The sequence below is a fragment of the Pseudomonas sp. 09C 129 genome, assembly GCF_002843625.1.
GTDB classification, from domain to species: domain Bacteria; phylum Pseudomonadota; class Gammaproteobacteria; order Pseudomonadales; family Pseudomonadaceae; genus Aquipseudomonas; species Aquipseudomonas chlororaphis.
In genome coordinates this window covers 2,171,821-2,196,242 of sequence record NZ_CP025261.1, presented here as the reverse complement: position 1 = coordinate 2,196,242, position 24,422 = coordinate 2,171,821, and the positions used below count along the sequence as shown (strand labels likewise).

12 protein-coding genes are annotated in these 24,422 nt (G+C 58.9%); 6 read left to right on the top strand and 6 right to left on the bottom strand.

Annotation, left to right across the window (positions count from 1 at the left end):
- Positions 1–56 precede the first annotated feature (56 nt).
- Positions 57–1,505, bottom strand: coding sequence for an NCS1 family nucleobase:cation symporter-1 (locus CXQ81_RS10075; RefSeq protein WP_101337130.1), 1,449 nt, complete (start codon positions 1,503–1,505; stop codon positions 57–59).
- A gap of 444 nt (positions 1,506–1,949) precedes the next feature.
- Positions 1,950–2,786 (bottom strand): S1 RNA-binding domain-containing protein, encoded by an 837-nt coding sequence (locus tag CXQ81_RS10070; RefSeq protein ID WP_101337129.1) that lies wholly within the window; start codon positions 2,784–2,786, stop codon positions 1,950–1,952.
- A gap of 351 nt (positions 2,787–3,137) precedes the next feature.
- Here CXQ81_RS10070 and CXQ81_RS10065 point away from each other — a divergent pair, with 351 nt between their 5' ends.
- From CXQ81_RS10065 to CXQ81_RS10040, 6 genes are all read left to right on the top strand, one after another.
- On the top strand, positions 3,138–3,326 hold the full coding sequence (locus CXQ81_RS10065; RefSeq protein ID WP_016702300.1) for a hypothetical protein: 189 nt from the start codon (positions 3,138–3,140) through the stop codon (positions 3,324–3,326).
- Between the two features lie 197 nt (positions 3,327–3,523).
- A complete protein-coding gene (locus CXQ81_RS10060; RefSeq protein ID WP_101337128.1) occupies positions 3,524–4,237 on the top strand; it encodes a TorF family putative porin in 714 nt (237 codons plus the stop codon).
- Between the two features lie 79 nt (positions 4,238–4,316).
- Complete coding sequence (locus CXQ81_RS10055) at positions 4,317–5,186, top strand: DUF6279 family lipoprotein (protein WP_101337127.1); 870 nt, start codon at positions 4,317–4,319, stop codon at positions 5,184–5,186.
- Between the two features lie 240 nt (positions 5,187–5,426).
- The gene (locus tag CXQ81_RS10050) at positions 5,427–6,164 is read left to right on the top strand and encodes a thioredoxin family protein (protein ID WP_053260062.1); all 738 of its coding nucleotides are present in this window, start codon (positions 5,427–5,429) and stop codon (positions 6,162–6,164) included.
- A 117-nt stretch (positions 6,165–6,281) separates the two neighbouring features.
- On the top strand, positions 6,282–7,229 hold the full coding sequence (locus tag CXQ81_RS10045) for a GyrI-like domain-containing protein (protein ID WP_053260061.1): 948 nt from the start codon (positions 6,282–6,284) through the stop codon (positions 7,227–7,229).
- A gap of 583 nt (positions 7,230–7,812) precedes the next feature.
- The gene (locus tag CXQ81_RS10040) at positions 7,813–8,085 is read left to right on the top strand and encodes a hypothetical protein (protein WP_053260060.1); all 273 of its coding nucleotides are present in this window, start codon (positions 7,813–7,815) and stop codon (positions 8,083–8,085) included.
- Positions 8,086–8,388: 303 nt separating this feature from the next.
- On the opposite strand, the gene CXQ81_RS10035 is transcribed toward CXQ81_RS10040, so the two are convergent.
- The 4 genes from CXQ81_RS10035 to CXQ81_RS10020 form a co-directional block, all read right to left on the bottom strand.
- Positions 8,389–8,979, bottom strand: a complete 591-nt coding sequence (locus tag CXQ81_RS10035) for a hypothetical protein (protein ID WP_053260059.1) — start codon at positions 8,977–8,979, stop codon at positions 8,389–8,391.
- A gap of 179 nt (positions 8,980–9,158) precedes the next feature.
- The gene (locus CXQ81_RS10030) at positions 9,159–9,737 is read right to left on the bottom strand and encodes a hypothetical protein (protein ID WP_371860899.1); all 579 of its coding nucleotides are present in this window, start codon (positions 9,735–9,737) and stop codon (positions 9,159–9,161) included.
- A gap of 746 nt (positions 9,738–10,483) precedes the next feature.
- Positions 10,484–11,086 carry a hypothetical protein gene (locus tag CXQ81_RS31020; RefSeq protein ID WP_157832240.1) on the bottom strand — a complete coding sequence of 201 codons (603 nt, stop codon included), beginning with the start codon at positions 11,084–11,086 and terminating at the stop codon, positions 10,484–10,486.
- Positions 11,083–24,408 (bottom strand): hemagglutinin repeat-containing protein, encoded by a 13,326-nt coding sequence (locus tag CXQ81_RS10020; RefSeq protein WP_256593467.1) that lies wholly within the window; start codon positions 24,406–24,408, stop codon positions 11,083–11,085. The genes CXQ81_RS31020 and CXQ81_RS10020 overlap by 4 nt, the downstream gene beginning before the upstream one ends.
- Positions 24,409–24,422 lie beyond the last annotated feature (14 nt).

Sequence of the window (24,422 nt, the reverse complement as noted above, 5' to 3'; positions counted from 1 at the left end):
CAACCAAACGGACAGAAAAATACGCCTGGAAAAACACCTTTTCCTGGCCGCGGCCGTCAGCTCGACGCCGTCGGGCTCAGCCTCAGGGATGCCAGGGCCTCACGGCGCGCGAGGAGAAAAAACAGCGCACCACCGAGGAAACACCCGGTGAACCAGGCGAAGTTGGCCATCGGCTGCAATGCTGGCGTGAAGGTGATCGCCACGCCCATCAGGGTCGCCGGCACCAGCGCCTTGACCGCGGTCCAGTTGACCCCACCGCTGTAGTAATAACGCCCGTCCGGGCCGTCGTTGAACAGCGCGTCGATATCGATCTGCTGCTTTTTGATCAGGTAGTAGTCCACCAGCAGAATGCCGAACAGCGGGCCGATAAAGGCGGCCAGCACGTCGAGGGTGTAGTGGATTACCTGCGGGTTGTTGAACAGATTCCAGGGGGTGATGAAGATCGAGGCCAGGGCCGCGATCATGCCGCCCGTGCGCCAGCTGATCCGGCTCGGAGCGACGTTGGCGAAGTCGAAGGCCGGCGAGACGAAGTTGGCGACGATGTTGATGCCGACGGTGGCAGTGACAAAGGCGAAGGCGCCGAGCAGCACCGCGACGTCGTTGTCGATCCGCGCCACCGTGGCGATCGGGTCATGGAGCATTTCACCGAACACCGGCAGGGTGCCGGAGACAATGACCACGGTCACCAGGGAGAACGCCAGGAAGTTCACCGGCAGCCCCCAGAAGTTGCCGCGTCGTACATCCTGCATGCTGCGGCAGTAGCGGCTGAAGTCGCCGAAGTTCAGGGTCGGCCCGGAGAAGTAGGACACCACCAGCGCCGTGGCGACGATCACCTGGCCGAATGCCTGCCAGCCCGACAGCGACTTCTCCCCCAGTGTGAAGCTGATGTTGCTCCAGCCGGCCTTCCAGACGATCCAGCCGGCGAGGAGGAACATCACCGCGTAGACCACCGGCCCCGCCCAGTCGATAAAGCGCCGGATCGACTCCATGCCGGCCCAGAACACCAGGGCCTGGACCAGCCACAGCGCCAGGAAACCGAACCAGCCCAGGTAGGACAGCCCGGCAAAATGCGGCTCGGCATAGGCCGCCATGGCCGGGAAAAAGCGCAGCACCACAATGATCAGGGCGCTGGACGCCAGGTAGGTCTGGATCCCATACCAGGCCACCGCGATCAGGCCTCGAATCACCGCCGGGATATTCGCCCCGAATACACCGAACGCCAGCCGGCAGATCACCGGGTATGGCACCGCCGCCTGCTGGCTGGGCCTGGCCACCAGATTGGCGATCAGTTGCACGATGCAGATCCCCGCCAGCAGGGCCACCAGCACTTGCCAACTGGCCAGCCCGAGGGCGAACAGGCTGGCGGCGAACACATAACCGCCGACGCTGTGCACGTCGCTCATCCAGAAGGCGAAGATGTTGTACCAGTTCCACTTCTGCGGCAGCGGCCCCAGGTCCTGGTTGTACAAGCGCGGGCTGTAGCCCTTGGGTAGTTGCTCGGTCATTGCAAGGCTCCTTGTTGGACAGGCCCTGCCCCCGCGATTGACCTTGCGACCACACTGCGTACGGGAGCTGACATGAGTTGTATACGAAGCGCTACGCAGAATGCGTGCCATACCGGAAAAATCTGTAGGCGAACGGCGCGGATCGCTTGTCCATCAAGGGCTGGGGCTTGGCTGCACAACGATGATCAGCAGCCGGGATCAGTGGCAGACATGCCCACTGGCTGTGCACGACTGCCTGATATCAGTGCATCAGGAATGGCTTGAAACTGTATACAGCGACCATGACAACGATCGAAGACGCCGACTCTGACGTCCTTCAACGCAGCCAGGAAAAAAGCAATAAAAAACCGCTGCCGGAACCGGCAGCGGTTTTTTCGGACAGCCCCGTGGGTCGTTAGCGCCGCCGAAGGTTCTTCGACCGCAACTACGCCAGGGAGGAACGAATCAGATCAGTTCAATGCGGTCGGCATGAATAACGATCTGGCCATTCTTGTACAAGGCACCGATGGCCTTCTTGAAGTTGCCCTTGCTGACGCCGAACAGGCCACTGATCACCGTCGGATCGCTCTTGTCGCTGACCGGCAGGGTGCCATTGTTTTCCCGCAACTTGGCGAGGATCTTCGCGTTCAGGCTGCTGGCCAGTTCTTCGCCCACCGGTTGCAGGCTGAGGCTGATCTTGCCGTCGGCGCGGATCTCTTTGATGAAACCCTTTTCCTGTTTGCCCGGACGCAGGAACTTGAACACTTCGTTCTTGTGGATCAGGCCCCAGTGCTTGTTGTTGATGATCGCCTTGAAGCCCATATCGGTGCTCTCGGCCACCAGCAGATCGACTTCCTGACCAACCTTGTAGGTCACCGGAGCCTTGTCCAGGTAGCGGTCCAGACGGGCCGTGGCGGTGATGCGGCGGGTGTGCTTGTCGAGGTAGACGTGCACCACGCAATACTCGCCGGCGGTCAGCTGGCGCTTTTCCTCGGAGTACGGCAGCAGCAGGTCCTTGGGCAGGCCCCAGTCGAGGAACACACCGATACTGTTAACTTCCACGACTTTAAGACTGGCGAACTCACCGACTTGAACTTTTGGTTTTTCGGTAGTTGCAATTAACTTGTCGGCGCTATCCAGATAAACGAAAACATTCAACCAGTCTTCATCTTCACTGGGAATATCCTTGGGAATATAACGATTGGGCAGCAGTATTTCGCCATCCGCCCCGCCGTCCAGATATAAACCGAAGTTAGTGTGTTTAACCACTTGCAAACTGTTGTAGCGCCCGACTAAAGCCATTTCCAATACCCTCATTGCGTGGGCGGCATTCTACCCGGTTTTCCGCTCCTGGTTGGCCCGCGTCGCCGGATAGCAGCGGATATTTTCCTGAATGCCTTGATTTTTATGGCTTTGCGCCAGCAACCGGTTCCGCCCGTCAGGCCAGCCGGCAGCGACTTTTGCCTCAGCGCCGCCGAGCAAGCCGCTCTTTGTGCCATTGTCTTTATTTAAAACAGCAGCTTATGGGGATATCCCCGAGATCAACTTAGGATTATTCGGGAGTTTTCCACTGTTATTCCAGGAGGATATTTACCAAGCAATTGTCAAGCATTTCATGTATGATGGCTGGCCAAATTAATTTTCTGAAGGTTAATGGCCGCCATGCGTGTAAAAGCATCCAACAGCAAAGCAAAGCCAGCTCCAGCCGTTGAAACCAGCGAATCGATCAACGATCAGATTGCTGCTTTCCTGAAATCCGGCGGCGAGATCCAGCAAATTGCCAAAGGCGTCAGCGGCCAGACTTTCGGCCCGTCCAAGCAGATCAGCCTGGGCAAGAAGTAATCCCCCCGCCACACCTCCTGGTCCCTATGCGCTTTGAGCCTCAAAGCGCTAGGACTAGAGTTCTGACTCCTCCCCTCCCATAAAAATCGACGAACGGCCCTCATCCCCGAGGTTTCGCCGGTATCCTTGCACACGTCTAGATCGGGCATTCCAGTAGGTTCCGCGGTTCCTGCTCCTCGCATTTCATGGAGTGAAGCATGCTCAAACCCTCTCATATGCTGCTTGCCAGCCTTCTCGCCAGCCCCTTGGCCCACGGGCAGATCTTCCAGCGCGAACTGGGGGACTTCGACCTCAAGCTCAGCAGCACCCCGAGCCGCAGCATGGCCCAGGGCCTGGTCAAACCCTCGGCCACCGGCTCGTTCCATGGCGGCCTGGACCTGACCCATGACAGCGGCTGGTACATCGGCCAGTGGTCGCCGAGCATGGGCCTGGGCGAGAGCGACCTGGAAGTGGACTCCTACCTGGGCTTCAAGCGCCCCTTCGATCAGACCCTGGGTTATGAGGTGGGGATGATCCAGTACAACTACCCGCAGCTGGCCCCGCAGGACAGCCAGGAGTTCTATGGCGGCCTGACGCTGCTGGGCAGCCGCTTCGGCGCCGCGTTCAGCCAGGAACCGGACAAACGCAACAGCACCCTGTTCGCCGACCTGGGCGGCAACCAGCCCTTCGGCATCGGCGTCAGCATCAAGTACACCACTCATCAGCTGGGCAACCCGGTTTCGGTGAGCAGCGGCTACGTCAGCAGCTTCAACGACTGGTCGATCAAGTTCTCCCGCCCCTGGATGGGCATCGACCTGAAACTGATCTACAGCGACTCCAACCTCAACGGCAGCGATTGTTCGGCCTATTCTGGACATAACGCGCAATGCGACGGTCTGCTCACCTTCAAGGCCGAGCATTCGTTCTATTGAGCGGCTGAACTGCCGGAAGCTTTCCGGGTTCAGATAAGAAACCCATGCTTACAAACCCAGGCCTTCGCAAGGACTTGCCATGTCGCGCCGGCTGCAACACCTCACCCTGCTACTGCTGTTGAGCCTGGTGCTGACCTCCTGCAATCGTGTCGGCCTGGCTTACCGCAACCTCGATGTGATCATTCCCTGGACGCTCAATGACTACCTGGAAATGAACCGCGAGCAGAAAATCTGGTTCAACCAGCGTCTCAAGAAGCACCTGAGCTGGCACTGCAGCACGCAGTTGCCCGGCTACCTGGACTACCTGGACCGTCTGCAGCAGATGGTCGCACGCAATCAGGTCAACGATGCCGAGCTGCAAGATTTCACCCGCGGAGCCAAGCAGGCCATTGCCCAGACCGCCCGCGCGATCGCGCCTTCGGCCATCGAGTTGCTGCGGGGCCTGGACGACCGACAGGTCGCGGAAATGAAGGCGGCCTTCGCCAAGGACATGCGCCAACGTCGCAGCAAATACCTCAAGCCACCACTGGAGCAACAGATCAGGCTGCGCACCGAACGCATGGACAAGCGCCTGACTACCTGGCTCGGCCCCCTCACTCCCGAGCAGGCCCAGCAGGTGACGGACTGGTCAACGTCCCTCGGCGAACAGAACCAGCTCTGGCTCGCCAACCGGGCCAACTGGCAGGCACAGTTCAGCGCCGCGCTGGAGCAACGCCAGAACAGCGACTTCGACAGACGCATCGAGCGCCTGCTGGTGGATCGTGAAAGCTTCTGGACACCGGCTTATCGCCAGGCCTATGCCAACAGCGAACAGGCAGCGCGCAGCCTGCTGGTGGACGTGATGGCCAAAAGCACGCCAGCCCAGCGCGAGCATCTGCGCAACAAGCTGCAGAACGTGCGCAATGAATTCGAAGCGTTGAAATGCATGAAAGAAACCCGCCTGAAGTAACGCCTGAAGTGCTCTCGTCCCCATGGCAGAGCCTGAGCTCAGATCCCAGTTATAAGTCGCCATCCTGATTCAACCTCCCCCCATGAAAGGCATAGCCCCATCCATAACCACTCAACGGTATCGAGCAGGCAGGCGACCGTTGGGCGGAACCGTCCGGCGGCTGTCGATTTGCCCGCGGGAGAAACGACTAGCCTGTGTAGGCACTGTCGCCGCGCCACCTTTGCCGCAGGAGAAGACGTCATGCACCTCAACGATCATCCAGTCGTATCCCGGGAACAATGGATACAGGCCCGCAAGCAGCACCTGATTCACGAAAAGGCGTTCACCCGCCAACGCGACCAGCTCAGCGCCGAGCGGCGTGCCCTGCCCTGGGTGAAAATCGACAAGCCCTACCGCTTCCAGGGCCCCCACGGCGAACTGAGCCTGGCCGACCTGTTCGGCGATCGCAGCCAGCTGGTGGTCTACCACTTCATGTTCGCCGATGGCTGGGACGAAGGTTGCCCGGGCTGCTCCTTCCTCTCCGATCACATCGACGGCGCCAACCAGCACCTGGCCCACCACGACATCGCACTGGTGGCGGTGTCCCACGCGCCCTTCGCCGAGTTCCAGGCGTTCAAGCGGCGCATGGGCTGGAAGTTCGACTGGGTTTCGTCCGCCGGCTGTGATTTCAACTACGACTTCGGGGTCTGCGCCCGGGCCGACGAGGTCGCCGCCGGCACCGCCACCTACAACTACGAAAAAACCGACGGCGCCGAGGAAGAGCTGCCTGGCCTCAGCGTGTTCTATCGCAATGAAGCCGGTGAGATCTTCCACACCTACTCCACCTACGCCCGTGGCCTGGACCTGCTGGTGGGGGCCTACAACTACCTGGACCTGACGCCCAAGGGGCGCAACGAAGAACAGATCATGGACTGGGTCAGGCACCATGATCGTTATGACGACAAACCGGCCGCCAGTTGCTGCCATGGCGGGTCCTGAGCGCCGGACAGCGATCGCGGGCCTGCAGGAGCGGGCTCGCGATCACGTTCGTCCGGCCGACGGAAAAAACCCGCCCGGCACAAACCCGTGGCCTGGCCCCCGGCTAAACTTGGCTCCATGAGCCCCGCCTATCACAGCCTCCACGAATACACCCAACGCATGAACCGGGTGCTGGAGTATATCGACCAACACCTGGACCAGCCGCTGGAGCTGGCGGAACTCGCGCAGGTCGCGCATTTTTCGCCCTTTCACTTTCATCGCCTGTTCACCGCCTGGGTCGGCGAAACCCTGGGCGACTACCTGCGCCGACGCCGCCTGGCCTGTGCTGCCTATCAGTTAGCCAGCCATCCAGAAATGAGCATTCTCGACGTGGCCCTGGAAGTCGGCTTCAGCTCCGGCGAAGCATTCTCCCGGGCGTTCAAGCAGCATTTCTCGGTTACCCCGAGCACCTGGCGCAGCATCGAACCCAAACGCTGGCACCGCCGCCTCAGCGACGTCCGCGAACGGCGTCTGCGGGAATTGAGCAATCCTGATCAGACGCACATCCCGGCCTTCGACGATCCTGACGCCTTCATTCACCTGAAGGAGCCTTTGATGAACGTCACCCTCAAGGAACTGCCACCGGTCCGCGTCGCCTACCTGCGTTATATCGGCCCCTACGGGTCGGGCATCGGCACCTTCTGGCGCGACACCGTCGCCCCCTGGATGGTCGAAAACGGCCTGTTGGGCCGCGTGCGTTACGGCATCGGCCACGACGATCCCTACGTCACCCCACCCGAAAAATGCCGCTACGACGCCTGCGTCGAAGTCCCCGACGACTTCAAGGCCAGCGCCCCCGCCGTCGTCACCACCCTGCTCGGCGGCCTCTACGCCATCGCCCACTACCAAGGCAAAGGCCCCGACATCGCCGACGCCTGGACCGAACTGTGCCGCGACTGGCTGCCCAAGAGCGGCATGCAATTCGACGCCCGACCAGCGTTCGAGCGTTATCCGGTGGACGCGAAATATGACATGAAGACGGGGGAACTGGAGTGTGAGATCTGTATTCCGGTGAAGGCGTTGTAAGCCGCGCTGAGCGCGGGCGAAATGATACGGGGCAGTCTGTGCTGCCCCATTTTTTTGTGCCTCGGGAATGCTCGGTCTAGAGGCTATCGCTGGTAAAGAACCCGCCGCCCGTCGATCGGGAAGAACTGAACGAGCTGCTGGAACTTGCACTTTTAGCAAAGTGCCGGTATTGCCCGGAGCCATTCGCGGGAAGCCCTGTTCTGGAAAGTGGATGGGGCGTTTTAGCGGGTATTGGAGCTACCTGCCAAGCAGGCAGCGTCCTGCTGGATTAATCAGAAAAGCCCTACAGCCTGCAGTGCACTCCCCTTATTCCTGCCAACCACAGTGCGGCTTACAGTCGATGGGTCGCCCAGATGGCGACCGGGTTTGGCGACCCGAGAGACACAAGTAGGCTGCGTATTCTGCAATAAGGCAGAATACGCCCCTGCGAGCGCAGGCCTTTGCTTTATGGCAGCTGTGCGTGGGAGACCTTCGGGTCTGCCGGTTTCTTGTGTCGCCGGTTCGCCAACCTGCGTACAGCCGCCACCCATTCGTTTGGCGACGGATGAGTAGCGACACTCAGACAGGCACAAGGATAGAAACCATGAATCGCTACATGCCCATTACCGGCCACGACTGCAATATTCCCTACCTGCTTATCGATACCCAGGCACCTATTGACATACTGCACGAGGCCGCTGCTTATCGCATTCGCGCGGTGACCCAGTTGCTGGAAAGCTTTTCAGTAGCTGATGCCCCTCGTCATGAACCTGTTCTTCTTCAGGAACTGACACTGGTCTGTAGCATCGTGCTGCGTGACGGGTGTGATTTGATGGATGTGGCGGGGCGACGACTGCAAGAGCAACTTTCAACATAAATAGTAATGGGCGGCGTTGAGCCGCCCATTCGTCAATTACTTAAAGACATGCAACAGACGACTACTAGAACCATTAAACAACCCACATCATTGATTAACGAGTCGCTTAAGCAGCTAGCCCCATTTGTCCCACCACCTTAAAAAACAGAAACACAAAACCTAGCATTTAGCATTAATCTTTATAGACTACAAAAAAAAACAACAGGACAACTCACAAAAAAGCCAACTCATTCAACAAACAGAGCCTCGTAAACCTTAAAAGCCATCCAATAATAAAAGTGACCCGACTCGATTTCCCTGTGATCAGACAGGATTACTCGCATCATACTTCTCTGTAATAACAGGGATGCGTTCTTTAGGTTTAGTGACATCATAGACATGCTGTTCACAACCTTTACCGATGATCAAGAACTCTACCAGGTAAACTTTTTCCTTCTCGGGTTTGAAGCTCGAGCGCATAGGGCCACAGGCATAAACCAACCTTTCAGCAATACGATAGTAGTTGTTATCGTAAACCCGCGACTCGCCAATCACTTCAATCGACTGCCCAGAATCAGCCTGCAACTCCAACTGTGGGAAACGCTTAACGGCTGCGCTGTTGGCTACTTCGTTAAGCTTGGCGATCCAGCCAAATACCTGACCACGACCGGAGTCTACTACGGTGCCCAATATCTCCGGACGCTGATCCGGGTCAGAACCGCGCCGCACGGAGAACTGTACCGGGTAGGTGAATCCAGTCGATTTCATGATGACCTTCGCATGGCCGGCATCGGCCACAACCTTCTTTTGCTGCAGCTGGATACCATCCTTGAGCAGGCTTGGCGAAGAATCTCTGACATTGGAATGACAGCCTGTCAGGACCAACATCAAGGCTAAAATTTTGGCTATTTTCATTAGGAGAGTTTCCGTGAAGGTGTGAAATAAAAACTGAAACCATTATTTGCTTTCGTTGGCCAATCGGGACTTCCATCAGATTTCACCCACCTAGGATCAACGTCCAACTTCTTAGCAGTGGCCACCTGCGCTGGTGTCGGATTGGCTATGGGAACACGCATTCTGCCTTTTGCACCAATTTAACAAGGTGCTTGAACAAACCTTAACTTCCAATAATCACCACCCTGAACCCAATATCGCTCTATATCGGGTATCAAGAAGCTGAAATCTGAACATTTGGAAAGCCAATCCGGATACGCAAGATCTTCATGGAACCGACCAAAATCCATATGCATATATATCTTTCTGTCAAAATTTATATAGAACATCGGCAATCTAGATGCGAGCCGCCCAGCAAAACTGAACTCATCTGCATCCAACTCCACCCCCGACAAATAATATTCTTCAACTCGCCTCAACAATTTTCCAGCGTTGCATTTTCCATCTACATCAAAGATCCCCTTAAAATCCTCACTAACAAACACACATTCCCTTATGCCACTTATATACTGCAGAAAATTATCGGACGTCAGCTTTAAAACCCCTCCCCTAAACTCCTTACACGCCTGCACATATTGATCTTGCGTTATATAACCTTTACTCAAATACCCACGATAGTCTCTCTCCGCATCTAGCGAAAAATTATATTTATAATCCAAAACCCAATAACACTTTCCTTTGTTGACAAAAAAGCAGATGCTTTTTTTCCCGTTCCACATATCATCAAGTAACGCCTGATCAAAATTCAATTCCCAAACTCCTTTAAAAACGCCTCTTGAGAGTAAACACGTGCATTACTCGAATTCTTTTCAAGTAACGACTCCCATATTTTAGGGAGTTCCAGGGCAGTACCTGGCTTAGTGGGATCTACGATTTTAGGTGCTGATGGATCTCGTGGAATACCTGGGATCGGTCGTTGGGGTATCGCATTAGCCATAATTTCCTTATGGAGATTAGCATCCACATCAAATACAACTACAGAACCATCTGGATGCTTATTAGTTAAGTAAGTGAAATACCCCCCCAACAGATGCCGGTTTCTTTAGAGAGCACTTACTCAACTACATATGTAGTGAATTTATTTACCCCTCTTCTAAGTGCAATCTTCTACAGTTTGGACATCGATATACCGTAATAGCTCTTTCATCAAGAGCCTCATATCGCTGATCAGAAGAGAGCTCACCTCCATTATCCAATCTTTCCCCCATTCTCTCTATCGTCGACTCAGAAATTAAAGTCAGCTCGTAGTCTGACCACTCTTGGGAAAGGTTCATAACGTAACCGCATACACAAGAATACTTTGGCACAGCTAGTCCCCTCCAGAAGGCCGGTAAAATCGGACAACTACCCCATCAGAACCTTGGAAGAATATAGTCTTTATATTCTGAGCGTTAGTTTTTCCCAACATACAAGCAGCGATGGAGGACATAAGACTGCTTGTCGATTACGGCAAAACGGAGCTCCCCTAAGAAAAAGGGGACTCTTTAATTACTGCCAAAGACATAATAACCTGATCTGGTGCATCATTCAGATCTCCTCCACAGCCACTAACCTCTAAGCCACCATAATTTTTATCAGTGTAAAACCACTCTTCAGCACCATCAAACTCCAACCCTGTATATGGCAATAATTCCCGCACATAACTCCCAAGCCCAATGCCTCCTGACAACTCCCCTTGATATGAATTGACAGGCTTATCACCCAGATTAAGACACTCAAACATCCACGCTTTAATAGCATGGATTTTCCATCCACTAGTAAGTACGTGAAGCGCTCGCGTTTCAACACCAGGATGACTTTTGCTATCATAGTACAGACGCCAATTCGTCAGCTCTAAATCAACGACATAAAATCCATATCCACCATCCCCACTTGAATCAAATCTCTTCTCCATCCTCAAAACTGGAGAACCAACAAACCGATATAAACCTTCCACCTCATCAATAACATACTTACTAAGACTTCTCTCAAAGTCTTCCACATGCGCACCCAACGGGATTCCTGCAAGTGAATGAGATGGAACGACCGGAGCCGACCACGAGATAATAAAACAGTTAGTGCTTGTCATTGAGGCGTCCATAAATTTTGCGAAGCGTCAAATTTAACATTCTGCCCCTGCGGGTTCAGGTAAACCGTATTTTTATCATAAACAGGCTGTCCCCTCTCAAAAGTTGGCCGATATGTGGCAGGCTCAACAATCTTGATTTTACTACCATCCGCATAGGTCAACTTATAATATTCACCTATATGCGTTGACTGTTTAACAGCGCCAGCAGTTGACGGACTATATTGCACTTCTACAATTTTAGAAACCCCACCATCACTAGAGCTAACTTTAAATACCTGGGCATTACCAGAGGTACCGCTTTTAGTTGAAGACGTCACAATAAAACGGTCTAGGAGAAATGACTGTTTAAGATCATCTATCGACTTACCCCAAACACTTGTAGGAGCCTCGGCAATATTGCGAGGTATACCGACTTGCGCAGCAAGATTATTACGCAATCCCTCACGAGCAATAGCTGAGGTTGCAGGTATTTCTCTTTCAAGCTCACTTATTACCCCTCCAGTACCTTTGGCACCAAGGCTCTCAGCTTCCGCCGCCGCAACCTTCTTCGCCGCCCGCCTTTCCGCTACAGCTTCCAATATCGTCTTGAGAGTAGCCTTACCTCCGACCACTCCACCCAGCGACAGGATGACATCGTCGATAATACTCACCGACTCCGTATTCTTCACCGCCAGCGTCAATATCCGATCAGCGGCATTTTTCGAGGCTAGGTTGTTACTCGAGAAATCCAGGATTTCCTTGCTGTATGCCTCAGCCTGAGCTTTCCCATACTGCTTCCATTTTTCGGCCGCCGTCAGTTCGCCGTAATAACCCTTTCCAAGGCCGTTGAACAAACCTGAGTCATTAAACTGCTCTGGCGTCGAGGCGAACGCATAGACAGGGTTACCATAGGCAATGATCTGCTTGCCATCTGCCCAAGTCAGCGGGATTTTTTGATCCACCAACTGTTTTACGGCGTTTTTTGCAACATCCAGATCGCGCTTGAACCAATCCGTGGTCGGGTCACTCCCCCACTTCTCAACCAAGGCTTCCAAGCGCGCTTTTTCAACTGCGTCAATTTTTTCACCACTGGCGAGGAGGAGCAGATCCTCCCAAAGGGCGTCAGACTTCGGTTTGCCCAGTGTCTGCTCCAGCTCCTCGGCTTTTTTCTTCAGCAGCGGAAGTTCTTGATCACGATGATGCTGGCGATTATTAACCTCGACCCCTGCCCCGCTACCGCCACCTGCGATTGCTCCGGCAGTACCTCCCAGCGATCCGGCCGATGCTCCAAGCCCCGTGGCGATGAGTGTTGCAATAGCTTCCTGATTGCTCTGTTCAATACCACTTTTGCCCAAGGCCTCTGCAATCGCAGGCATCAGCGCCGCCGACGCTCCCGCTCCCAACGCACCGCTCTGTACAGAGCCGCTCGACAGCCCCATCGCAGCACCGGCCAAGGCGTGAAGCAATACCCGGGCAGCGCCACCTTCAGCCCATGCCGCTCGGCTGATGTCTTCGGTAGCATTGCGCTTCTGTGCATCGGCGTAATCACCAATCTTTTTGAAGGTGTCATTGGCCGTGGTATTGGCAACGATGCCAACTGCAGTCGTGCCACCAACACCTCCGAGGCCCGCCGCAATCAGGCCCGAGGCAATGTCAGCCATGATGCGTTTGTCACCACCGACGCTCCAGCTAGCAGCATCCGCAAGGGCCGTGTTGGCCTTCTCCTTCTCTTCAGAAGTTTTGGCTTTGCTTAGCAGCTCTTTAGCGGAATCCGCCTTGGCTTTAGCTATCAGATTGATGGTGGTACTCGCTAGCTGCGCAGAACTCTGGATCAGGTCCATGCGCTCCTGCATTTTCTTCTCGTCCGGCCGGTCAAGATGCTGATTCGCATTGCTGGTATCGCGATTCAGCCCCACCAGATCCTGGGCGCCCGCTGGATCACGAACCGTGATGGTGCCCTCGCTGATGGCACTGCGAGTGCTGCTGTGATCAGACTCCTTGAGCGCCAGCGGCAGGGTGCCACCGGTTTCCGAGTGTGCCCATTTCCTTTCGCTGTCCGGCGTCTGCGGTCCGCCCGGCTTGTCCCACTTGGTACTGGTGTAAGAAGCACTCAGACTGGCCGATTGGCTTTTGATCTCACTGGTGTTCTTGATGTCGCTGACGATCAAGCGACCTGTATCGAGATGGTTCTTGTCGGCACTGGCTTCACTGGCAATCACCGCGCCTTGCAGCTGGGTATTGGCCCCGACATAAATGTCGTATCCCCCTTTACCTGCATAGAGTCCGGTCTGGTCAGTCACCGCCTGGTAATCGCTGTTCATCTTGCTGCCAGCAATATTGCCGCTGGCGGTCACTATGGAGCCGTAGCAGAACGGCGGTACACAGATGCTGGCGCCGAAACCTCCACTCGTCTGTCGGTTTTTCTGATCAGCTTCGTCCTGCCGGGAGACGATATTGAGATTGCCTCCCACATCCGCCTTGATGGTATCGGCCCGTACCTGGGCGCCGGCCAAGGTGGTGTCCTGACCACTTTTCAGCATGAGCAAGCCGGTATCCACGGTGCTGTTGACCTGGGTAACCGAGTGCCCCTTACCCATGCCTTTGGCCATCTGTGCACCAAGATCCAGAGTGAAGCCGTTCTGATCACCAATATTGAAACTGGCGCCGATACTGGTCTTGCTGTTGCGGTTCTGGTTATCCCATTGCGCACGGTCCTGCGCGCTTTCCAGAGTGATGTCGTTTTTCGCCATCAACAGCGTATCTTTTGCCTTGAGGCTACTACCCACGACATGAATATCGCCCCGGCTACCCGGCGCGTCCCCTACCGCCGAAATGACCAGACCCGCACCGCTGGTCAAGCTCGATTGCTTGGCCGTTTCACTCCTGTACTCGCTGGTACTTTTACTCCGGGTCGAACCCAACTCGGTCCCAATCTTGATAAGCGAACCACTGCTGTTGGCTGGCTTACCTTGGGATTGATTCGCCGCATCGGCGCTGAAGCTGTCGGCCGCGTTGTAGGCAGAGAGCAATGCCTGCGCCCCCTTGACCGCTTTCAAACGACTATCATCTGCATCCCTGGCCGCACGTACATCATTGCGAATGCTCTTGTACGTATCGACCACCATGCCACCGACTACCCGGCCCACTGCAAGACTCTTCGAGCTGTCGGTACTGCTTTGTGTGGCCGTTTCAGTGCCAGCGGCAATCGTCACGTCAGCACCGGTCAGGTACATGTTCTTGGTACTAACCAAATCACTGGCCACCACCTTCAACCCACGTCCGGCCTCCAGCCTCACGTTGCCTTCGCTCGAACCCACCGTACTGCCGGTCAAGGTGGTTTGCGCCGCCTTGCCCGTGTGATTACTGCTGCTGATCGACAGGTGCTGGTTACCGGTGATGTCGTCCACGCCCAGGTTGTTGGCGGTGAGTACGCCCATCAGGTCGCGGTTTTTCTGCTTGTGCAGCTCGCTGCGGGTGAAGGTGTTTTCGGCCGCATCGATGGTCAGGTCATTGCCGGCCTGAACGCTCAGGTCTTTGGTGCTGACCAGCGCGGAACCGGTGACGGTGGCATCGTGCTTGGCAACCACGTCCACGGTGTTGCCGGAAATGATGCTGCCGACCGCCTTGGTCTGGGTTTCCGCCAGTTTGTCCTGGACCTTGCTGGCCTTCAGGCCGCCCCAGCTGCTTTTGCTTTTACTGCTCTCGTGGCGCGCACTGTTGGAGTCGCTGACGGCCAGGATTTGCACGTCATTACCCGCCGTCAGCCGGGCAGCGCCTTTGTCTGCCGCGACTTCGCTGCCTTTGACCAACAAGTCGTTGCCAGCGATCAACACGCTGTTATTACCCGAGGTGACGGAGCTGCCGATATTGGTCGTACTCGCCACCTCATCAAGCCGACTCTTCTTGCCCGACGAGCTCTTCTTGGTCTTGCTGTAGAAGCTGTAGTTGCTGTCCTCCGCGGACTCCAGCGCCAGGTTGCCACCGGCCACCAGATACGCCTCATCCCCCGCACTCACCCGACTGGCAATCAGTTCCAGATCCTTGCCGGCACTGAGGGCCACGCTGCCACCTGCGGTCACCGCCGTGGCCACCTGACTGACCTTGTCCGACTGGCCCTTGTACTTCTTCGAGCTGGAGTACGAGTGTTGTTCGTCCGCTGCCGAGGCCAGGGTCAGGTTGCCGGTGGCGGCCATGGCGAGGTTGCGCTTGGCGTCGATCTGGCTGGCGATGGCCGACAGGTCGCGGCCGCTGTTGATCGTCAGGTCGCGGCCGCTGGTGAGCACCGAGCCGTGCTGGCTGGTGCTGGTGTGCAGGGAGTTGGTCCGGGTCTCGTTGTCCTGCTGTTCGACAGCGGAGAGGTTGGCGTCCCGGCCGGCGTTGATGGTGGTGTCACGCGCCGCTTGCAGTACGCCAGCGGCGTTATTGAAATCGCGACCGGCCTTGAGCGTCAGGTCATTGGCGGCTTCGATACGCGCGGCGCTGTCGAGGAAGTCACGCCGTTGTTGCAGATCGCCGCCGCTGTTCTGGTGGCTGGTGACCGTGCGTTCGTTGACCAGGTCGCCGTTGAGGGCAGTCAGGCTCACATCGCGACCGGCGATGATGCCGCCCGCCTTGTTCACCAGGTTGTTGCCCGCCAGCAGGTCCAGGCGATTGCCGGCTTCGATCAGCCCGCTGTTGACCAGGTCGTTGCCGGCCTTGGCCGAGAGGTTGTTGGTGGCGTGCAGGGTGCCGGCATTGAGCAGGTCCTTGCCGGCGATCAGGCTGATGTCCTGCCCGGCGATCAGCGCGCCGTTGGCGGCCAGGCGATTGTTGGCGTGGGCCATGTACAGCACCGGCACCAGCACGTTCTCGCCATTCACCTGATGCGATTCGAGCCAGACGATGTCGTGGGTCAGGGCCGCGACCTGCTCGGAGGTCAGCGAGGTGCCGATCGCCAGGTTGAGCTGCTGCTTGCTCTGCAGCGCGTTATCCATCAGGTACTTGAACAGTTTCTCGTCGGAGTCCTGGCCATCGATGAAACGTTGGCCGGTGCGGGCGACCACCGCCTGCTGGATCAGCCGTTGTTCGTAGAAACCGTCGCCCAGGCGTTTCCAGCTGTTGTCGGGGTTGTAACCCAGGTTCGACAGCAGGTAGTCCGAGCTCATGAACTGTTTCAGGTTGGTCAGCGCCGGGTTGGTTTCAACCAGGTATTTGTGCGCTTGAGGGGGATTGTCGAGCATCGGGATGCCCTGGACCCGCACAATGCTGCCTTGCACCTGTTGCGCCGGGGTACGGCTGTATACCGGCCCTTGAGTAGCCGTTCCACTGTCCGTCGGGGTCGTGACGCTAATCATCGGCAGACTGGCATCGACACCAGGCTGCACCGCGCCAACCTGCGCCAGCTTGCGCTCAGTCGCGGCCACCGGGGCCACCGGGGCCAGCGAATCGACCTGGAGCGCCCGCGCCTGACTCTGGGCCAGGTTCTGCTCGCGCTCGGCGAATCTCAGGCTGATGCTGCCCATGCTCCAGTCCATCGGTGCCGGGTTGCGCTGGGTCGCCGCGGTGTCGCCGGCTCCTTCGCTGCTCAGGCGGAACAGGCCGTGTTGCCCGACCGGCAACGTGAAGCCTGGCAGGGCCAAGGGGTTGACCTGCTGCTTGGCCAGATCCGGCGGCAATTGCGAGTTGATATAGATCGGCGTCGAATACTGACTGCCCGTCGAAGTGTCGCCGGTCTTCTTGCCGCCGCCGACATAGGCGTAGTAACCACGCACCACGCCGTTGTCGATCTTCTCCGAAGCGTTGAGCTGGACGCTGGCGCCGGACTGGATGATGGCGTCGAAGCGCTTGCCGTCGCTGCTTGCCAGAGCCTTGGTACCACCACCCGCCAGTTTTCGAGTACCGGTCATCAGGGCATTGAACCGCGCCAGGTCGGCTTCGAAGGTAGCAGACGGCTTGGTGCCATTTCGGGCATTGAAGGCAGCCACCGCAGCGACCGCACCTTGGTACTCATCCACATGGTTGTATTTGATGGTGGTGGTTTCAATGTCCTGGGGCACCACCCCCTGGTTCTTGATGCTGACGGCGTTGATCGCCAGGTTGCCGGAGGAGGCGATAAAACTGCTTTCGTTGCTCAGCTCCTGGGCACCGATGTCCAGCTGCCCGCCGCTGGAGATACTGGAGGCCGCCGTACTGGCGGTCACCTGCAGGCGATCACGCTCGGTGAGCTGCCAGACCGCATTACGCCGATTGCCATGCTTCTTGACATGGCATACCCCAAAGGGGCCGCACGGCAACTCAGTGATTGCGGCGTAGTACTTCTCGTGTTCCGAGTAGGTAAGGATGTCCATGACGTTCTTCACCGTCATGGCGCGAATGGTCATGTCACCCAGGCTTTCGAGGGTGCCGGAGCGGTTTTCCAGCAGGCTCGACTGGACCTGCCCGGCATTGGCGGCCACCAGCAGGCTGCCCATGCTGAAAACGTCGGCATAGCGATTGCTGAAGGTGTTGCCCAGCAACTGCATGTCGCCGCCGCTGAAGATCGAGCTGTGCTCGGCATCGCTGACACCGGTATTGAGCAGCGTCCCGGCATTGAGGGTCAGGGCCCCGGCGCTGCCGAGGGAGCCATAGTTATTGATCGCCCCGGCATTGACCGTCAGCCCCTGGGTGGAGCTCAGGCGTCCGCGATTGGTGAGTACCCCGCCGACATTGATCCGCGTGTTGCCGCCCCCGGTGATAGTCGCGGCGCCTGGCAGGTCGAGCTGGGCGGCGCCGAAGCTCATGTCGCCCAGGCTGGTCAGTCGCCCGTTGCCACCGTAGGCGCCGGACAGTTGCAGGCTCAGGCTGCCGTCACTGGCGATCAGGCCATCGTTGTTCCAGTTGCCGCCACCGCCTTCAAAGCTGTCGGAGGCCAGCAACTGGCCGCCGGCACTCTGGTAGAAGTTGTTGACGTTGACCTTCAGGCGTCCGGCCTGGATCACGCTGGTGTTGCTCCACGAATCGGCCGCGAGGGTCAGCCCCCCTTGGGTGACCAGGGTGCCGCCCGCCCCGCTGACGTTGGCCATCGAGATATCGAATTGCCCCTTGCCGGAGTGCAGCAGGGCGCCGCCGGCATTCTGCAAGCTCGTCGCGCCGAGGCCCAGGTCGGTACTGGCCACTTCGATGCGACCGTTACGGTTGTCCAGCAAGCCGCCGATCTGGAACAGGCTCTTGCCGCCGCTCCCGGCGGCCCGTAGCTGACCCTGAGCGTTGTCGATACTGGCCGCGCGAATGAGCAGCGCGGTGTCACTCTCGATAACCCCCAGGCGGTTGTTCAATGCACCGCTCAAGCCGAGATCGATGCCTTGACCGGCAACCTGCCCGCCCTTGTCACCGCCGTTGTCGAACGTAGTCGCGGTGACGCCAAGCTGGCCGCTGGCGTAAAGCCCGCCATTGCGGTTGTCGAAGCCGGCGGTGTTGACGATGACATCGCCCTGGCGCGCGGCAATGCGCCCCCCGTTGTTGTTCAGCCCGGCCAAGGCACGCAGGTTCAAGCGCTGGGCTTCGATCACGCCACGCTGGCGCTGGTCATTCAGGTCATAACCGTTGAGCAGCACGCCACTGATATGGGTTTCAAGCGCGCCCTTGAGGCTCGATAGCACCCCGCCACGGTTGTCGAGGTTGGCCGCGGTAATGCTGACCGCGCCGTCCTGACCGATGACCTTGCCGCCCTGGTTGTTGAAGTCGCCGCTGATATTCAGCGTCAGGCCGTTCTGGCTTTGCACCGCGGCCTTGCTGTTGTCGAGGCTGGCAGCCTTCAGCTCAAGGCCCGCATCACGGCTGTAAATCAAACCGCCCTGGGCATTCTGGACAGCTCCCGCGACAGTCAGGGTGGCTTGCCGGTTGGCCGCCACGGTGCCGTGGTCACGGTTGTCCAGGCTGTCGGCGTTGAAGGTCAACAGATCCTGGCCGATCAGTTTGCCGCCGCGGTTATCGACGTGGGCCGCGCGCTTGAGCAGCAAGGCCCCGTCACTGCTGAGGGTACCCAGGACGTTGTCCAGGCTGGCCGCCACGTCCAGGGTCAGGGCACCTTTGGTCGCCAGGCTGCCGCTACTGTTGTCCAGGCTGCCGGCGCGCAGATCGACCGATTGCAACGCACTGAGGTTGCCGGCCTTGTTGTTCAAGGTTGCCGCCTTGAGATCAAGGGTGGCACCACTGTCGAGCAGACCGCCGCCCGCGTTATTCAGCAGGCCGGCGACCGTGAGCGTCTGGCCGCCGACACTGGAGGCCACCCCTTCGCCGCTGTTGTCCAGGCTCGCAGCGCTCAGCTTGAGCGTGCCATTGCTGGCCAGGGCGCCGGCGCCGCTGTTCAGCAGGGCGCCACTGACGTCAACGGCCAGGTTGCCCTCCTTGCTGGAGAGCGTCCCGTGGTTGCGGTTGTCCAGGCTCCCCGCCTCGACGGTCAGGCCCTTGATCCCCGACACCAGGCCATTGGCATTCAGCAACTGGCCGGACACGACACCCAGCGCCGCCTCACTGATCAACTTGCCTTGGGTGTTATCCAGGGTGCGGCCCGTCAGCGTGAAGCCTTGGCGACTGGACAGGGTCCCCTGCTGGTTCTTCAGGTCCTGCAGTTGCTTGATGCTCAACAAGCCTTTGGCATTCAGTCGGCCGAGGCTGTTGTCGAGATCGCCATTGGCCAGGTCCAGGGTCACCGCGCCGTCGCCCAACAGGCGACCGCCACGCTGCGTCAGCCCCGTGATCTTGAGGTTCATGTCGCCCTTGGCCGACACTTCGCCGGCATCGCTCGAGTCCAACTGGTGCGCGGTCAACTCCAGCGCGCCTTTACTGTTGATCAGCCCGCTGTCCGTGTTGTTCAGCGCCTTGGCCGACAGGTTCAGCCAGTCACCCGCCAGCACGGAACCGTGACGGTTGTTCAAGTCACCACTGGCGATACTCAAGCCGTTGATGGCGTTGATCAGCCCCTGGTCCTGGTTGGTCAGTGGCCCCTGTACCGTCAGTTTCAGCCCCGAGCGGCTGGTCAACGCACCGGCGCTGTTGTCCAGGCTGGCGGCCTCTACCTCCAGCGCCGCGGCACCGATCTTGCCCTTGATGGAGCTGAGCGCCTGTTCGATACGCAGGGTCAACGCCTGGTTACCGAGCAGTTGGCCGCCATCGTTGTTCAGGCTCTTGGCGTTGAGTTCGTAGGCCGCGTCGCTGGAGATTTCGCCGTTGCGGTTGTCAACGTCACTGAGGTTTTTCAGCAGCAGCGCACCCGGCGCGTGAATGAAACCGTCCCGGTTGTTCAGCCGGCCATGGTTCAGGTCCAGGCTCAGGCTGGTGTTGCTGAACAGACTGCCGCCCTGCTGTTCAAGGCTGCTGACCTTCGCGGTCAGTGCCTTGTCACTGCCGATGCGCCCGGCCGCGTTGGTCAGTTTTGCCGCCGTCAGGTCCAGGGTGTCGCCACTGTCGAGGCTGCCGGCCTGGCTGTTATCGAAGTCGCCGGTGGTGACCTGTACCGCGCCCTTGCCGCTGATCACGCCTTTGTGGCTGTTGTCCAGGTTGGCGCTGCGCAACTGCACGCCCCCCTCGCTCACCAGCTTGCCGCCCACGTTGGTCAAGGCGCCACGAGCGCCGAGGTCCAGCTCAGCAGCGCTCATGAGACGACCGTCGCTGTTGTCCAGGGCTGCCGCGGCCACATCAAGGGTGCTTTGGCTATCGATCAGCCCTTGGTTGTTTTGCAGGTTGCCCTTGAGTGTGAGGTCCAGGCCTTGCTGGCTTTTGATTTTCCCACTGCGGTTATCGATACGCCCGCCCGTGATCGTCAGCTCGGCCAGCGCATTGATCAAGCCGGCAGCCTGGTTGATCACCTCATCGACCTTGAGCGTCAGCGTGTCATGGGCCTCGACCAGACCCTGGTCGCTGTTATCCAGCTGCTTGCCTGTCAGGCTCAGGCCGGCCTGGGTAGAAAGCTCGCCGCTTCGGTTATCGAGCGTATCGACCTTGAGTTTCAGCGCTTTTGTAGCCCCTACCAGACCGCCTTGGCGGTTATCGAGGCTCGCCCCCGTCAGGTCCAGCACGCCAGTGGCGATCAACTTGCCGCCCTGGTTGTCCAGGGTGCCGATCCGAGCGGTCACATCTTGTTTGCCGGAGATATCGGCAGCGCGGTTGTCCAGGCTGGCGGCGGTGAGCAGCAACGCGCCGTCGGCGACAACGGTGCCCCGCTGGTTAGCGAAAACCGTATCGACCTTCAGGTCCAAGTCGCCGGTCGTGCCGAGCACGCCATCAGTGTTGTCCAGGCTGGCGCTGTGGCTGTCGAGGGAACTGGCGCTGACCAGGCCCTTCACGTTGTTCAGGGCCTCGGCGATACGCAGGGTCAGCCCCTGGTCACTGATCAGCTTGGCACCGTTGTTGTCCAGGCTTTGCGCTTCCAGGCTGAAAGCCCGGGCGCTGGAAATCTCACCCTTTCGGTTGTCGACGCCCTTCAGGTTCTTGAGCAGCAGGGCTCCCGGCGCATGGATGTAGCCGCCCTGGTTATTGAGCTGTCCGTTGTTCAGGTCCAGGCTCAGGGCGGCTTCGCTGAACAGCTCCCCGTGTTGCTGATCGAGCCCGGTCACGCTGGCCGTGAGGTCCTGTGCGCTGCTGATGCTGCCACCGGCGTTATTGACCTGGGTGGCGATCAGGCCAAGGCTGCTTTCACTGCGCAGGCTTCCACCCTGGCTGTTGTTGAAGGTCGTCGCGGTGATTTGCGTGGCGTGCTTGCCGGACAGCAGGCCCTTCTGGCTGTTATCGAGAGGGCCGCTGGCGACAGTCAGGCCCTTCTCGGACTTGATGGAGCCACCCTGATTGAGCAGTTCGCCACGGCTGGTGATCGACAGGTCTTCCACGCTCTCAATACGGCCGGCGGTGTTCGTCAGTTTGCTGGTGCCCAGGGTCAGGGGGCGGTCGCTGCGGACCAGCCCGCGGGTGTTGTCGAGCCCACCGGCCAGGGTGATCTCCAGCCCGTTGTGGCTGTCGATCTCGCCATCGGTGTTATCCAGGCTCTGGCTGTTCAGCGTCGTGGTGCCCTTGCCCTGGATCAACCCCTTGCTCTGATTGATAAGACGGCCAACCTTCAGCTCCAGATCGCTACCGGCCAGGACTCTGCCGCCGTCACTGTTGTCGAGCTGCTGGCCGTCAACTTCAGTGGTGATTCCGCTGGACAGTTTTCCGGCGCGGTTGTCGATGCCCTGAACCTCTAGTTTCAGCGCTTTTGTCGCCGCGACCAGGCTGTTGTCCCGGTTGTCGAGAACACTGCCGATCAGCGTCAGGTTGCCTTGCGCCACCAGGGTGCCGCCCTGCTGTTGGAAGGTGTCGACGGTCGCATGTACATCGCCTTGGCTGGCGATCCGCCCCAGGGCGTTTTGCACGTTCTGAGCCTTGAGCGTCACTGGGCCGACGGCGCTGAGCAAGCCGCCGCGGTTGTCCAGGCGGGTACCGGTCAGGCCGATCCCTGCCTGACTGGTGATCACGCCTTTGTCGCGATTGTCGAGCTGGCGCACATCGAGTTGCAGGTGCTTGTCGGTGCGTACCTTGCCTGCGCGGTTGTCCAGCAAAGCCGTGTCCAGGCTCAGGCGATCCTTGCCGGTCAGGCTGCCGCCACGGTTGTCGAGACTACCAGCCTGCAGGTCCACTACGCCCTTGGCACCCAGGTCTCCTGCGCTCTGGTTATCGAACAGGCCCGCGATCCGCGTGGTCAGGCTGCCATCGCTGGCCAGGCTGCCTGCATGGCTGTTATCCAGGCTGGCGGCGCTGATGCTCACACGCTTGGCGGAACCCAGGACACCGCCCTGGTTGTTCAGGGCGCCGATCAAGCCGATGTTCAACGCCACGTCACCGGTGACCTGACCGCCGCTGTTGTCCAGGCTGTTGGCCGTCAGGGTGGTGATACCGACGCTGGAGACTTCGCCATCGTGGTTATTCAGATGGCCCAATGTGGCGCTGAGGTTGCCGTCGCCGCTGATCAGGCCCCGGCCGTTGAGCACCTGACCGGCCGTGAGTTCGAGACTACCGCTGCTCAGCACCCGCCCCTTGTTCTGGTTATCCAGGGTCGCGGCGCTGACGTTGGCGCTCTGCCCCGCACTCAAGGTCCCGCCCTGGTTGTTCAGCGCCTGTGCCGCGTTCACCCTCAGATTGCGGCTGGCGATCACGCTCTTGCCATTGTTATTGAGGCTCTGCGCGCTCAGGCTGACATCGCCATTGGCATTGCGGCTGTTATCGGCGTTGACCCCGACTTCGATGATGCCGCTGTTGCTCAGTCGCCCTCCGGCGCTGAGGCTGATGCTGTCGCGCGCGGCGAGGTTGTGCTGGCTGTTCAGGTCGCCCTGGGTCTGCACGTTGAGGGCGGTGCCGGCGTAAATCGGGCCCTGGGCCTGGAGGCTGGCCGCCTTGACCTTGACCGCGCCATTGGCCGCCGAGGCGTCGACCATGCTCAGATGGCCATTGGCATCGAGCTGGATATCGCCGCCGCTGGCGATCAACTTGCCGTCGAGTTTTACCCCGACCCCGGCCTCGGTGCCCACCAGCCTGATCGCCCCGGCGTACATGCCGCCCAGGGCCGAGGAGTCGATCGCCAGTTCCGGCTTGGCGCTGCCGTCGTCGGCGCGGGCCGTGGCGTTCAGGGTGCGGGCATCGACGTCGTTGCGGCCGGTGACGATGGTCAGGTTGTTCGCCTGGATCTCGGCATTGATCTTGGCGCTGCGGGTGATGATTTCGAAGCGGTCGACGTTGCTGGCGTTGAGCGTCGCACCGTCGATGGTCACCTGCCCCTGATCGACCTGGTAACGGCTGAGCTGGCCGTTTTCGATCACCGGCTTGCCGGTGGTCAGGGTGGCTTTCGGGGTGTTGATGAAGCCGCAGCCGTTGCAGCTGATGCCATAGGGGTTGGCGACGATCACATGGGCCGACTGCCCCGCCACTTCGGTGTAGCCGCGCAGCTGGCTCGGGCTGCCGCCGTTGACTTCGTTGAGGATGGTTTGCGCCGCGACGCCCTTGAGGTTCGGGTTGCCGACGATGATCCCGCCCAGCTGGGTGCTTTGCGTGCGGTCGGTGGCGTTGTTGAGGATCAGCCCCTGCTGGCCGACGTTGTAGTCGTGGAACTGGTTATGCGACAGGCCGCTGCCATTGGGCGTGGCGATATTGACGATGGGTACGCCGTTGCCCGCCTGGCCCAGGCTGGTGCCCGGCGCGCTGACCACGATGCCTTCCGCCTGAGCCCACAGCGGTTGCCAGAACATGGCGTTGGCCAGGATGAACGCCAGGCCGCGCTTGGGCAGGCCGCAGAAGTGCTCGCGGGTTTTCAGGACAGCAGAAGGCTGGCGGGCCAGGAAAGCGAATTGGCGAACATCCATGTCGAAGGTCTCGG

What these genes read in the sequence shown, in the direction of transcription:
- CXQ81_RS10075 (WP_101337130.1), bottom strand. Translation starts at nt 1,505, where the DNA reads ATGACCGAGCAACTACCCAAGGGCTACAGCCCGCGCTTGTACAACCAG.
- CXQ81_RS10070 (WP_101337129.1), bottom strand. Translation starts at nt 2,786, where the DNA reads ATGGCTTTAGTCGGGCGCTACAACAGTTTGCAAGTGGTTAAACACACT.
- CXQ81_RS10065 (WP_016702300.1), top strand. Translation starts at nt 3,138, where the DNA reads ATGGCCGCCATGCGTGTAAAAGCATCCAACAGCAAAGCAAAGCCAGCT.
- CXQ81_RS10060 (WP_101337128.1), top strand. Translation starts at nt 3,524, where the DNA reads ATGCTCAAACCCTCTCATATGCTGCTTGCCAGCCTTCTCGCCAGCCCC.
- CXQ81_RS10055 (WP_101337127.1), top strand. Translation starts at nt 4,317, where the DNA reads ATGTCGCGCCGGCTGCAACACCTCACCCTGCTACTGCTGTTGAGCCTG.
- CXQ81_RS10050 (WP_053260062.1), top strand. Translation starts at nt 5,427, where the DNA reads ATGCACCTCAACGATCATCCAGTCGTATCCCGGGAACAATGGATACAG.
- CXQ81_RS10045 (WP_053260061.1), top strand. Translation starts at nt 6,282, where the DNA reads ATGAGCCCCGCCTATCACAGCCTCCACGAATACACCCAACGCATGAAC.
- CXQ81_RS10040 (WP_053260060.1), top strand. Translation starts at nt 7,813, where the DNA reads ATGAATCGCTACATGCCCATTACCGGCCACGACTGCAATATTCCCTAC.
- CXQ81_RS10035 (WP_053260059.1), bottom strand. Translation starts at nt 8,979, where the DNA reads ATGAAAATAGCCAAAATTTTAGCCTTGATGTTGGTCCTGACAGGCTGT.
- CXQ81_RS10030 (WP_371860899.1), bottom strand. Translation starts at nt 9,737, where the DNA reads ATGTGGAACGGGAAAAAAAGCATCTGCTTTTTTGTCAACAAAGGAAAG.
- CXQ81_RS31020 (WP_157832240.1), bottom strand. Translation starts at nt 11,086, where the DNA reads ATGACAAGCACTAACTGTTTTATTATCTCGTGGTCGGCTCCGGTCGTT.
- CXQ81_RS10020 (WP_256593467.1), bottom strand. Translation starts at nt 24,408, where the DNA reads ATGGATGTTCGCCAATTCGCTTTCCTGGCCCGCCAGCCTTCTGCTGTC.